At 71.4% G+C, this 12739-nt stretch carries 7 protein-coding genes, 2 tRNA genes and 1 pseudogene; 3 read left to right on the top strand and 7 right to left on the bottom strand.

All coding sequences use genetic code 11. The features are described from left to right. Positions 1-4: 4 nt before the first annotated feature. Both ACWGH4_RS19590 and ACWGH4_RS19585 read right to left on the bottom strand, forming a co-directional pair. Positions 5-77, bottom strand: a tRNA-Arg gene (locus ACWGH4_RS19590). Between the two features lie 257 nt (positions 78-334). After that, positions 335-428: transfer RNA gene (locus ACWGH4_RS19585), tRNA-Ser, on the bottom strand. A gap of 202 nt (positions 429-630) precedes the next feature. On the opposite strand from ACWGH4_RS19585, the gene ACWGH4_RS19580 reads away from it, so the two are divergent. Both ACWGH4_RS19580 and ACWGH4_RS19575 read left to right on the top strand, forming a co-directional pair. Continuing rightward, positions 631-1095 carry an SSI family serine proteinase inhibitor gene (locus ACWGH4_RS19580; RefSeq protein WP_453462324.1) on the top strand — a complete coding sequence of 155 codons (465 nt, stop codon included), beginning with the start codon at positions 631-633 and terminating at the stop codon, positions 1093-1095. Positions 1096-1264: 169 nt separating this feature from the next. Next, positions 1265-5332, top strand: a complete 4068-nt coding sequence (locus ACWGH4_RS19575) for a PAS domain-containing protein (RefSeq protein ID WP_453462321.1) — start codon at positions 1265-1267, stop codon at positions 5330-5332. Positions 5333-5563: 231 nt separating this feature from the next. Here ACWGH4_RS19575 and ACWGH4_RS19570 read toward each other — a convergent pair whose 3' ends face one another. The 5 genes and pseudogenes from ACWGH4_RS19570 to ACWGH4_RS19550 all read right to left on the bottom strand — a co-directional run bounded on the left by ACWGH4_RS19570 (position 5564) and on the right by ACWGH4_RS19550 (position 11457). After that, the gene (locus ACWGH4_RS19570; RefSeq protein WP_453462318.1) at positions 5564-7210 is read right to left on the bottom strand and encodes a long-chain fatty acid--CoA ligase; all 1647 of its coding nucleotides are present in this window, start codon (positions 7208-7210) and stop codon (positions 5564-5566) included. Positions 7211-7460: 250 nt separating this feature from the next. Then, a complete protein-coding gene (locus tag ACWGH4_RS19565; protein WP_453462315.1) occupies positions 7461-8015 on the bottom strand; it encodes a SigE family RNA polymerase sigma factor in 555 nt (184 codons plus the stop codon). Positions 8016-8138: 123 nt separating this feature from the next. Continuing rightward, positions 8139-9308 (bottom strand): lipid-transfer protein, encoded by a 1170-nt coding sequence (locus ACWGH4_RS19560; protein ID WP_453462312.1) that lies wholly within the window; start codon positions 9306-9308, stop codon positions 8139-8141. Between the two features lie 623 nt (positions 9309-9931). Continuing rightward, positions 9932-10819, bottom strand: a pseudogene (locus ACWGH4_RS19555) (bifunctional MaoC family dehydratase N-terminal/OB-fold nucleic acid binding domain-containing protein); the annotation flags it as partial. 332 nt (positions 10820-11151) lie between these two features. Then, positions 11152-11457: a hypothetical protein gene (locus tag ACWGH4_RS19550; RefSeq protein WP_453462309.1), complete on the bottom strand. Its 306-nt coding sequence runs from the start codon at positions 11455-11457 to the stop codon at positions 11152-11154. Between the two features lie 306 nt (positions 11458-11763). On the opposite strand from ACWGH4_RS19550, the gene ACWGH4_RS19545 reads away from it, so the two are divergent. Beyond that, a complete protein-coding gene (locus ACWGH4_RS19545; protein WP_453462306.1) occupies positions 11764-12633 on the top strand; it encodes a bifunctional DNA primase/polymerase in 870 nt (289 codons plus the stop codon). Positions 12634-12739: the final 106 nt, after the last annotated feature.

Below are 12739 nucleotides of genomic sequence, written 5' to 3'. Positions count from 1 at the left end.
GCTGTGCACTCGGCAGGATTCGAACCTGCAACCTTCTGATCCGTAGTCAGATGCTCTATCCGTTAAGCTACGAGTGCTTGTGCTTCCCGGGCTTTTCTGCCTGGTCGGCGTTGCGGGAACAACATTACATGACCTGCGCCGCGACGCGAAATCCATTAGCCGCACCCCGTCTGACCTGCGAAAACACCTGAACGGGTGTACGCACACGGGCCACGAGGCGACCCAAGCCCGGCCGTGTCGGTCGGCCCCCGGGACGACCGGCGCCCTGCCCGTGCGAGCCGGCCCCCGGAACGACCGAAGCCCCGGCCGTGTGGCCGGGGCTTCGGTGATCAACTGGCGGAGGCGGAGGGATTTGAACCCTCGATGGGCTTTAAGACCCAAACCGCATTAGCAGTGCGGCGCCATAGACCGGACTAGGCGACGCCTCCAGCACACTCACGCGGGCGCGAGTGGTGCGTGCAGATGATGACACAGTCCAGGGGCGTGTCACCAATCGCCGTCCACGGTACTAGCCCCTGGGCCCGCAGGGCAAAGCGCTTGCGGTTGCGCAACGCCGTGGCGTGAGCAGCGTTAGACATGCCGGGGCCTGTCGTGGTCCCCGGCCGTACTCGTGAATCTTCAGGAGGCCCCATGCTGCGCCGCCTTGTCCTCACCGCAACCGCGTCCGTCGCCGCCCTGGCCGCGGCCGTGCCCACCGCCGGGGCGGTCGTACTCTCGCCGCCGCCGCTGCCCCTGCCGCTGCTGGAGAGACCCGCTCCCGAGCAGCCCGACCGGCTGACAGTGATCGTCTCCGCGACCGGGAACACCCGGACGGAGGGCAGGTACGAGCTCGAGTGCGGACCGGCCGGCGGGACCCACCCGTCCGCCGAGTCGGCCTGCAGCCGCCTCGAGGAGCTCGCGCGGGAGCAGCAGGACCCGTTCGCCCCGGTGGCCGAGGACCAGATGTGCACCCAGCAGTTCGGCGGGCCGGCCACGGCGCGAGTCACCGGTATCTGGCAGGGGCGACAGGTGGACGCCACCTTCGATCGGAGCAACGGCTGCGAGATCTCGCGGTGGCAGACACTCGAGCCGGTGCTGCCGAACACCAGGTCATAGGCCGACGGCGTACGTCATGTGCACACAACCTTGGTGAGAGCTCCCCCTCATCCGCCGTCCGGGCCCCGGCCGGTGCCCTTAGACTCCCTTCAGTGACAGGCCGCGGCCCGAGGGGCACTATGGGACCGGCCGTCCGCAATACGCAGTAGGTCAGGGAGGAACCGTCGTCGTGAGCAGCAGGCCATCCCGAGGCGCTGCTCGCCTCGCAGCCATACTCGACGCCCTTCCGGACGGGCTCGTGCTCGTCAATGCCAACGGCACGGTCGTCAACGCCAACACCATCGCCCTCGAGCTTTTCGAGACCCCGGGGACCGCTCTGGTCGGACGGGGTCTCCTCGATCTCCTGCCCGAGTTCGACTCGCGGCTGATCCCCGGGTCGATGCGCCGGCCCGACTCCGCCGACCAGCGGGGGCGCACCAAGCCCACCCGCATGATCGCGCGGCGTACGGACGGCGGCGAGTTCCCCGTCGAGGTGACCAGCGCGAGCCTGGAGGACGGGCGCGAGGCGTACGACTCCTTCAACGCGTACACCGGCGACGAGCTGCTGATGCTCGTCGTCCGCGATCTGTCGGGCACCGTCGACACCGAGGCGGAGCTGGCGCGTTCGCAGCGGCAGACCGAGATGATCCTCCGGGCGGCCTCCGAGGGCGTCGTGGGCACCGACACCGACGGACGGGTCGTGCTGGTCAACCCGGCCGCCGCCCAGATCCTCGGGTTCCGCGCCAGCGACCTCGGCGGCCAGGAGCTGCACCCGCTGATCCTGCACTCGCGCGCGGACGGCGAGCCGTTCCCGTACGAGGAGTCGCCGCTCGCCGACACCCTCAAGTCCGGGCGCAAGCACCGGGTGCGCGGCCAGGTGCTGTGGGCGAAGAACGGCTCCAAGGTCGCCGTCGACCTGACGACGGCGCCGGTGCGCGACGGGGACCAGCTGGTCGGCGCGGTGATGACGTTCACCGACCGGCGGCCTTACGAGGAGCAGGCCGAGAAGCACGCCGCCGAGCTGGCGGAGACGACGGAGCGGCTCACGGTGGAACTCACCGCCACCACCGAGCGCTACGAGGCCGAGCTGGCGGACAAGGTCGAGCGGTACGAGGCCGAGCTCGCCGACAAGGCCGACCGCTACACGGCCGAGCTGGAAGCCGGCTCCGACCGGTACGCGGAGCTGGCCGCCCGGCACGCACAGCTGACCGCGGTGCTCGGGGAGTCGCTGCGCGGCCCGCTGGAGGAACTGCGCACCGAACTGGGCACGCTGGCGGCCGACCCGGCCGGACAGCTGTGGCCGGAGGCGAACCAGATCCTGCACCACCTGGCCGCCGGCTACGCCCGGATGACCACGCTCGTCGACAACGTCCTCGGCTACCAGCGCCTCGACACCGGCGCGGAACAGCTGACGAAGGCCAACGTCCTGCTCGACGCGGTCGTCGCGGCCGGTGTCGAGGGCGCGATCGAGCTCATCGGTCCCGGACGCGCCCAGTTCGCGGTGCACGCGCCGCCGATCGAGGCAGAGGTCGACGGGACACGGCTGGCCACGGCGCTCGCGCACCTGGTGGCGGACGTCGCGGGTGTCGACTCGACCGGCAAGGCCAAGCTCCCGCCCGGTGGCGGCTACGTGGACTCGACCGTCGTCGTCGCGGCCGCCCAGCGCGGTGACGTCGTACGGATCGAGGTGCGAGGGCCGTTCGCCGGGGGCGACCCGGTGCACGAGCCGATCGTGCGCGGGATCGTACGGGCGCACGGCGGTGTGCTGCAGACGCACGAGGTGCCGGGGATGAGCGGCAGCGCGTACGTGCTGGAGGTGCCGCTGGGCGAGGGCGCGGGGACCGTCGCCCCGCCCGCCCCTGCCGCGGCCCAGCTGCCCGCGCTGCCGGCGCAGCAGTCGTCCGGGCCGTCCGGGCCCGTCATGGCTTCGGGGAACACGACCACAGGGGGCGGCGGACGCCGACGGGCCCGGCGGGCCTCCACGGACGCGTTCCTGGAGAGCCCCGTGGCCATGGAGGACCCGGTGGCCGCGACGCAGCCGACCGGGCGGCGCCGGGCGGCGCAGCCGGACGCCGAGCTCATCCCCGCCCAGGACACGGGTGAGGGAGCCGCCCGGAACAGCATCGAGGGACCGGCCGAGGGCCAGGGCGGCAGCGGGGGGACCGGGCGGCGGCGTGGTCGCCCCAGCCCCACCGAGAACGCGGCCGTGGCCGTGCGGCCCGCGGAGGGCTCCGTGGTGACCGCCGCCGAAGGCGCGGGCGGACGTGCGGCGCGCGGGGAGACCGTCCCGCCGCAAGGTGTACCGGTCGACCCCCACGGCATGCAGACGGCGCCCTCGGGGCGGCGCGCGCGGAGGGCCGTCGAGAGCGGCCTGCCCTCACCGGCGGGCGCCGAACCGACCCGGCAGGCGCCGCAGCCCAGCGGCCGGCGCGCCAGGCGAGCGCTGGCAGCGGCACCGGCCGAGCCCGAGAGCGCGGCACCGCGCAGCGCGTTCGCCCTGCCGCCGGCGGAAGCGGACCGGATCCCTGCCGGAGAGGTCAGGCCGGAGAGTCCCGCGGCTGAGCGGCACGACGCCGTGGCGGCGGCTCCGGACACCGCCCACCACACGCCTCCGCAGCAGCACCCGGCGCCGACCGGGCGCAGGCGGGCCCGTAACGAGGGGCAGCCGACCCCGCCGCCGCAGGCCCAGGTTCCCGGTGAGGTTCCGGCCGGGCCCACGGCGGCCGGTCAGGCCGTGTGGGGGCAGGAAGCCGCACTCCCCGGCGGCTCCGCCGACGGTCCTTCCGGCGACGGCGCTTCAGGCGCTTCAGCCGGCGGTCCTTCGATCGGCGGTCCTTCCGTCGGTGGTCCTTCCGTCGGCGGCACGGAGGGGGTCGGCACGGGCGGGGTCTCCGCCACCGAACCGCCCGCCACAGACGGGCACCCGTCGGTCGGTCAGGGCTTCGCCGCACCCGTGCAGGCGTCCGACACCGGTTCCGTATCGCTGCCCCTGCCGCCCGTCGCACCGGCTCAGCCGCAGGACGAAGCGGGCCAGCGGGACCAGGAGGGGAACGCCCGGCAGGCCGGACCGCTGCCGTCGGCCCAGGCGCCTCGGCCTGCGGCCGCGCGGGTCGCCCAGCCCCTACCCGAGGAGCAGCCGGTACCCGCCGACTCCACGCAGGGGCGCGCGTTCAGCGTGCGCACCCTGGGCCAGGGCGTGCCGTTCGCCCAGCACCTCACCCAGCAGCAGAACCAGACGCTCGGATCGGGCCGCCGCAGGAAGCTCGGCACTCGTCCGGACAGCGAGCAGCCCGAACTCGCCGCCCGGCCCCATCCGCAGCCCACCGCGGCGCCGGTGCCCGCCCCCGTTCCTCCCGGCGTACCGCAAACCGGTCCCCGGCTCCCCGCCGAACGCGCGGACAGCCGATCCGAGGGGCGGTCCTACGCGATAGGGGCACCCGACGAAGGCGCGGAGGGTCCGGAGCCGCTTGACGGGCCCGGAGGCGCGGTCGAGGTCGCCAACCAGCCGCAGCCGCAGCCCGTCGACGACGAACTGCCCCCGGAGCCGCTGGACAACCCCCGTCGGCTGCTGGTGTGGCCGGCACCCGACGTCTCCACCCAGCAGGCGCTGAGCGACCGTGGCTACCGGCCCGTCGTCGTGCACTCGCGTGAGGAGGTCGACGCGCAGATCGCGGCGTTCCCGGCCGCCCTGTTCGTGGACCCCCTCACCGGGCCGATCACCCGGACCGCGCTGCAGTCGCTGCGCCAGGCCGCCGTGGCCGCCGAGGTTCCGGTGCTGGTGACGGCGGGTCTCGGGCAGGCGACGCGGGAGGCCGCGTACGGCGCCGATCCCGCCGTACTGCTCAAGGCACTGGCGCCCAGGGACAGTGAGCAGCACCCGTCGCGGGTGCTGCTGATCGAGGAGCACGAGGAGATCGCGCTCGCGCTGACGTCGACGCTGGAGCGGCGCGGCATGCAGGTGGCACGGGCCGGCGCCGACGCGGACGCCGTCACCCTCGCCACCCAGATGCGGCCGAACCTGGTGGTGATGGACCTGATGCAGGTGCGTCGCCGGCGTGCCGGGATCATCGACTGGCTGCGCGCGAACGGCCAGTTGAACCGCACCCCGCTGGTCGTCTACACCTCCGCCGGCCTCGACCCGGCGGAGCTGCCGCGGCTGTCCTCGGGGGAGACGGTGCTCTTCCTCGCGGAACGCTCGACGAGCAACGAGGTCCAGGCGCGCATCGTGGACCTGCTGGCGAAGATCGGCACCAACTGAATCGGCGCCGACCGACGCGAAAGGGCCGGCGGTCTCGACCGCCGGCCCCTCTGTTCCCGCTGGTACGCGCACTGCCGGAGCGACTACGGCTCTGAGCCTGGACCTCTGTGTCTCGCTGCCCGGTGTCCTACAGCTCCGTGGCCTGCAGCGCCGTGGCCTGCAGCGCCGTGTCCCACGGCTCCGTTCTTCAGCGCCGCGTTTCTACAGCGCCGTGGCCTGCAGCGCCATTTCCTACAGCTCGGAGACGTCGAGCTCACCGTCCGCGTACTGCCGGCGGATGACCTTCTTGTCGAACTTGCCCACGCTGGTCTTCGGCACCGCCGGGACCACCGCCCAGCGCTCCGGAAGCTGCCACTTGGCGATCTTCCCGGCGAGGAACGTCTTGAGCGTCTCGTAGTCCGCGGTCGACCCCTCCTTCAGCACCACGGTCGCCAGCGGCCGCTCGCCCCACTTGTCGTCCGGTACGGCGACGACCGCCGCCTCCGCCACCTCCGGGTGTGCCATGAGGGCGTTCTCGAGCTCGACGCTGGAGATCCACTCGCCGCCCGACTTGATGACGTCCTTGGCCCGGTCGGTCAGGGTCAGGAAGCCGTCGGGGCTGATCACGCCGACGTCGCCGGTCTTCAGCCAGCCGTCCTCGCTGAACTTGTCCTCGGGCCGGAAGTCCTCGCCGCCCGCACCGCCGTAGTACGCACCCGCTATCCAGGCACCGCGCACCTCCAGCTCACCGGCCGACTCGCCGTCCCACGGCAGGATGTCGCCGCCGGGGCCGACCAGCCGCCCCTCGACGCCGGCCGGGAAGCGGCCCTGCGTGATGCGGTACGGCCACTCCTCCTCGGCGTTAAGACCGGCCGGCGGGTGGGCCATGGTGCCGAGCGGGGAGGTCTCCGTCATGCCCCAGGCCTGACAGAGCCGGACGCCGAGCTTGTCGTACGCCTCCATGAGGGAGGGAGGACAGGCGGCGCCACCGATGGTGACCTGCGTCATGGAGCTCAGGTCGCGGGGGTTCGCGGTCACCTCCGCGAGCAGGCCCTGCCAGATCGTCGGGACCGCCGCGGCGTGCTGGGGCTTCTCCCGCTCGATCATCTCGGCGAGCGGGGCGGGCTGGAGGAAACGGTCCGGCATCAGCATGTTGATGCCGGTCATGAACGTCGCGTGCGGGAGTCCCCAGGCGTTCACATGGAACTGCGGGACGACCACCAGGGTCGTGTCCTTGTCGGTCAGACCCATCGACTCGGCCATGTTGACCTGCATGGAGTGCAGGTAGATCGAGCGGTGGGAGTAGACGACGCCCTTGGGGTCGCCCGTCGTGCCGGAGGTGTAGCACATGGCCGCTGCGGCCCGCTCGTCCAGCTCGGGCCAGTCGTACGTGGTCGGGCGGCCGGCGATCAGCTCCTCGTACTCGTGGACCTGCGCCTCCGTGTCGGCGAGGAGGGAACGGTCGCCCGGGCCGGAGACGACGATGTGCTCGATCGTCGGCAGATGCGGCAGCAGCGGCGCCAGCAGCGGCAGGAGCGAGCCGTTGACGATCACGGCGCGGTCGGCGGCGTGGTTGACGATCCAGACCAGCTGCTCGGCGGGCAGCCGCAGGTTGAGCGTGTGGAGGACGGCGCCCATGGAGGGGATCGCGAAGTACGCCTCCACATGCTCGGCGTTGTTCCACATGAGGGTGGCGACTCTCTGGTCACCGTCGATGCCGAGCTCGTCGCGCAGGGCGTTGGCCAGCTGGCTGGCCCGTCGGCCTGCCTCCGCGAAACTGCGCCGCTGCGGCTCGGCCTCCCCGGTCCAGGTGGTGATCTGCGATTTCCCGTGGATCGTCATCCCATGCTGGAGGATGCGGGTCACAGTCAGCGGTACGTCCTGCATGGTGCTCAGCACGGCGTCCTCCCGGTGGGCGCGTTGCGCTACGTGGCAGAAAAGGTGGGAAGATTCTGCGCACATACCACGCGGTATGTCACTACCCGGAGGTAATGAATCGTCGTACATCACCGCGCAGCACCGCACAACAGCGCACACGAGCCGGGCAGAGCCGGGCGGCCAGGGGTGCGGGAGGCGGAGGATGCGGGGGAGACGGGAGGGCACCTGCTGCGGAGGGTGCCGCCGTGCGGGAGTCGTCAGGGACCGCTCGTCAGCGGACCGGTGACAGCTCCGGATCCTCGCGGAGCTTCCCCAACGCCCGGGACACGGCACTCTTGACCGTACCGATCGACACCCCGAGCACCTCCGCCGTCTGCGCTTCGCTCAGGTCCTCGTAGTAGCGGAGCACGACCATCGCTCGCTGTCGGTCCGGCAGCTTCATCACCGCGCGCCACATCGCGTCGTGCAGCACCTGCTGCTCGGCCGGGTCGGTGAGGGGAACCGTCGCCGGCTCGGGCAGATCCTCGCAGACGAACTCGTCCACCTTGCGCTTGCGCCACTGCGACGTCCGCGTGTTCAGCAGAGCCCGGCGGACGTAGCCGTCGAGCGCCCGGTGGTCCTCGATCCGCTCCCAGGCGACGTACGTCTTGGTCAGCGCCGTCTGCAGCAGATCCTCCGCGTCGCTCACGTTCGACGTCAGCGAGCGGGCGGTGCGCAGCAGCACGGGCCCCCTCGCCTGCACGTACGAAGAGAACGAGGCGTAGGGCGTGTACGACGGCACCGGCGCGGCGGCCTTGGAAGCGCTCGTACAGACTGGCGTGGTCATGGCTCAACGCTAGGAGCGCACCCCGCCGTCGCGGATCGGCCCCAGGTCCCGAAGCGTTGTCCCCCTCAGGTTGTAGGGGCGCCTCGGGCTCCACCTCCTGAAGGTGGAGGACACCCTCAGGGGCTACTCACCGTCGGCCCCGAGAATGAGTCCCGAGGTGGGTACGCCCGTGCCCGCGGTGACCAGAGCGCTGGCCGCACCGGGTATCTGGTTCACCGCCGTGCCGCGAAGCTGTCGGACCGCCTCTGCGATGCCGTTCATCCCGTGCAGATACGCCTCTCCCAGCTGCCCTCCATGCGTGTTGAGCGGCAGGACGTCCGAGGCCACAAACGCGGCTCCCTCCCCGGGCTTGCAGAAGCCGAACTCCTCGAGCTGCATGAGAACGAACGGTGTGAAGTGGTCGTAGACGATCCCCACGTCGATGTCCCTCGGGGCGAGCCCCGAGGTCCGCCACAACTGCCGGGCGACGACGCCCATCTCGGGGAGGCCGGTGAGGTCGTCGCGGTAGAAGCTCGTCATCTGCTCCTGGGCTCTGCCCGCGCCCTGGGCGGCGGCGAGGATCACGGCCGGCGGCCGCCGCAGGTCGCGTGCCCGCTCGAGGCCCGTGACGACGATCGCCTGGCCCCCGTCGGTCTCCTGGCAGCAGTCCAGCAGCCGCAGCGGCTCGACCGTCCAGCGGGAGGCGGCGTGATCCTCCAGGGTGATGGGGCGGCCGTAGAAGTACGCGGCCGGGTTGCTGGCCGCGTGACGGCGGCCGGTGACGGCGACATGGCCGAACGCCTCCGGTGTCAGCCCGTAGGCGTACAGATATCGCTGGGCGGCCATCGCCACCCAGGATGCGGGCGTGAGCAGCCCGAACGGGAGATTCCAGCCGAGCGCCGCGCCTTCCGAGGTCGGCTCCCTGTGTTGCACGCCGGAGCCGAAGCGCCGTCCGGAACGCTCGTTGAACGCCCGGTAGCAGACGACGACCTCCGCGATGCCCGCGGCAACCGCCAGTGCCGCCTGCTGCACGGTCGCACAGGCCGCGCCGCCGCCGTAATGGACCCGCGAGAAGAACGAGAGCTCTCCTATGCCGGCGGCCTGCGCGACCGTGATCTCCGGATTGGTGTCCATCGTGAAGGTCACCATGCCGTCGACATCCGCGGGGGAGAGGCCGGCGTCGTCCAGCGCGGCGCGCACGGCCTCGGCGGCGAGCCTCAGCTCGCTGCGACCGGAGTTCTTCGAGAATTCCGTCGCCCCGATACCGACGACGGCCGCCCGTCCGCCTAGGGCGTCCTTCTCACGGATGCTCATGCGGCGGCCTCCGGAATCGTCACCGTCACCGTGCCGGTGACGTGGTTGCCGAGACTGTTGGCGCCGACGACCCGCACCTCGGCGGTCGTTCCGTCGAACGCGCCGATCGTGCCGCTGAGCACCATCGTGTCTCCGGGATGGTTGGGGGCGCCGAGCCGTATGGACACCTTCCGCAGGACGGCGCGGCGCCCGAAGGAGTCGGTGATGTACCGACCGACCAGGCCGTTGGTCGTCAGGATGTTCATGAAGATGTCCGGCGACCCCTTCTCCTTGGCGATCTCCGCGTCGTGGTGCACATCCTGGAAGTCGCGTGAGGCGATGGCCCCCGCGACGATCAACGTGCGGGTGACGGGAACGGCCAGCGAAGGCAGGACCGCGCCCACCCGCAAGGCAGGGGGCGTATCCGGGCGGGTGGCGGAGGCTGGAGCGGTGTCCGGGACGGGGCCCGGAGCGGGGTGCGGAGCCGGCCCTGCGTCTGTGTCGGCGACCGGGCGGAGGTCTTGGGCGGGGGCCGGGCGGGGGTCTGGGGCAAGGGCCGGACCGGGGGTGGCCACCGGGCCGGGGGTCTCCGGAGATACTTCCTGCTTCGCGGTGTCGGTGTCGGTGTCGGTGTCGGCCGACGCACCCGGCACGCCGCGGAAGACGGGAAGCTTGTACTCCCCACCTACACCGAGGAATTCCAGCTCCACCGGCATACCGATGCGCACCTTGTCGGGGGGCACACCCACGATGCTGCTGACCATCCGCACACCCTCGGCCAGCTCGATCAGCCCCACCGCGTACGGCGGGTCGAACGCCGGGAACGGCGGGTGGTGCATGACCACATAGGAGAAGACGCTTCCCGAGCCGCACGCCTCCAGCGTGTCCCAGTGCGGAGAGCCACAGGCACCGCATCCGGGCAACCAGGGAAACCGCGGCTTTCCGCATCCGCCGCAGCGCTGAATCAGCAGCCGGCGGTCTGCCACGCCCTCCCAGAAACCGGCATTGTCCCTGTTGATCACCGGACGCGGCCGGCCTTCCTTCGGTTTCCGGTTCCTGGGTGCGTACTTCAGGATCCGGAAGCGGTGCCTCCCTGCCGGCTCCCCTCCTGCCCGCACGTCCATCCGCGTGGTGATGAAGTAGCCGGTACCGAGCTTGGTCGTCTTGCGCTCGGACACGGATTCGATCACCGAATCGAAGGTGATCCGGTCGCCCGGACGTAACGGCCGCAGATACTCCTGCTCGCAGTCCGTGGCCACCACCGAGGCGCACCCGGCCTCGTCGAGCAGCTCGAACAGCTCGTCATGCGCCGCGTTTCGACCCGTGTGTCCCGACAGGCCGCCCATCGTCCATGCCTGGAGCATCGTCGGCGGAGCGACGGCGTCCGGCCCGGCGTAGGCAGGGTGCCTGTCCCCCATCGCCTCGCACCAATGCCTGATCATCGGCTCGTTGACCAGGTCCTTGCCCACGCCGAAGAGGGTGGTGCCCCGCCCTTCGTACGTCTTCAGCCGTGCGTACAGACCGTCGGTCATCTCTCCCCCTCCTTCGTGCGAGTCGCATCGTCGCGCCGATCCCCGGCTGCACCTCACTCACCCCGCCCCGGGGTGCTGAGCTGCGCGGCCCGTGATGGCCCGCTGCCTCCTCCCTGCGCTCCGCCGGCCTCCCTCATACATGCCAACCACCGAATCTGACTGTCCGTCAGCTCTCCTTTCCTGTCAAGGTCATGTGGCCGGACGGCCCGGATACGCCCCCACGCTCGCGGGCCGTCACGCCCCATCTCGAGCCCATCTGCACGGCGGCACCCCCAAGCGCCGCCGCCCAGACGGTCGTCGTCCCCCAACTCACGCTCCCCTCGGGCCGGCCGTCACCAAAGAGGCGAGAAATTCACGGTGACGTTGTCCTGGTCGATGACCGTGAAGCCCAGCCCGTTGGCGCCGGCGGTATTGCTTTGATTACTCGCCCCCCATCCGGTCGCGACCTGTTGAGTGGTGGACGAGTTGCCGAAGTTGGCGCCCCCGACGCCGCTGCCGGCGATGGTCGCCACCGACACGTTCGACCCGTCGTCCCCGAAACCGCCGTTGTCGGCGTGGGCCACCCCACCGAGGAGCGCGACGGCGAGAGGCAGGGCGGCCGCTGCGGCGAGAACGCGGGTGGAACGGATGCTTGCCATGTCATTTCCTCCATGTACCGGAACTGCACAAGTGCTGCGGATTCCGGGGCGGTTGGCCTGCCGCTCCCGACTCGATCACGACGTCGCAAGATCAGAATTGCCCACGCGATCCACGACCAATCGCCCCGGTAGGTGCGGTTCGCTCGCAAGCGTGAGGACTTGTCGATAAACCTTCTTCATGCCCAAAGATCGACCGATTGGCACCGCCGCTTCAGGGGCGGGCGCCCCAAGAGGCGATACGATTCGGCAACTTTTGTGCCATATCTCCACCTTCCCTTCTTCGAACGTCTGTACGAAAATGGATCCATGGCCATCACCGACCGGCAGACCGCCACCCTGGCCCTCGCCCACGCCCTCTCCGCCGCCGAGCGCGGGCTCCCCGTCATCCCCCTGTCCGCGACGAAGCTCCCCGCCCTGCGTTCCCCCCACCGCGGCGACCCGCAACCGGTCCTGTGCCGGGGCGAATGCGGTCTCCCCGGCCATGGGGTCCACGACGCCACCACCGACCCCGCTGCCGTACGTGCCCTCTTCGCGGCCGCGCCCTGGGCCACCGGCTACGGCATCGCCTGCGGTCGTCCGCCGCACCACCTGATCGGCATCGATCTCGACGTCAAGTCCTCGACCGACTCGATGGCGGAACTGCAGCACCTGGCGCTGCGCCACCTGTTCACCATCCCGGAGACGGTCACCGTCCTCACGCCGAGCGGCGGTCGTCACCTCTGGCTGACCGGGCCGCCCGACACCGTCGTCCCCAACTCGGCGAGCCGGCTCGCCCCCGGCATAGACGTCCGCGGCACGGGCGGCTATCTCGTCGGCCCCGGCTCGGTCACCGCCAACGGCGCGTATCGCATCGCCCCTGGTACGGCCCACCTCGCGCCGGCGCCGTGCCCGCGCGCGCTCCTGCGCCTGATCACGCCCCCGGCGCGCACGCGTTCCGCCGCCGGTTCACCCCACGGTCAAGGGCACGGCCTGGTCCAGTTCGTACTAGCGGCGCAGGAGGGGCAGCGGAACACCCGACTGTTCTGGGCGGCATGCCGTGCTTACGAGAACGGCCTCGGCGACTCCCTGACGCAAGCCCTCACCGACGCGGCGGTCCGGGCCGGCCTCACTGAACGCGAGGCCCGCGCCACGATCGCCTCCGCCGACCGCCTCACGTCGAACCGCGGCATCCGCTGACCGCGGCCTGCCCGGAACCGTCCCGGCATCGCGTGGCGTGCCGGCGATTGCGCTACCGCTTCAGCCGCCACCACCGGCCGGTCTCGTCGGCGCAGTATCAGAGGGG

This window comes from Streptomyces sp. NPDC054847, from assembly GCF_053610925.1.
Note: the sequence above shows the minus strand (reverse complement) of the source record. Positions and strands in the feature narration are given on the sequence as shown.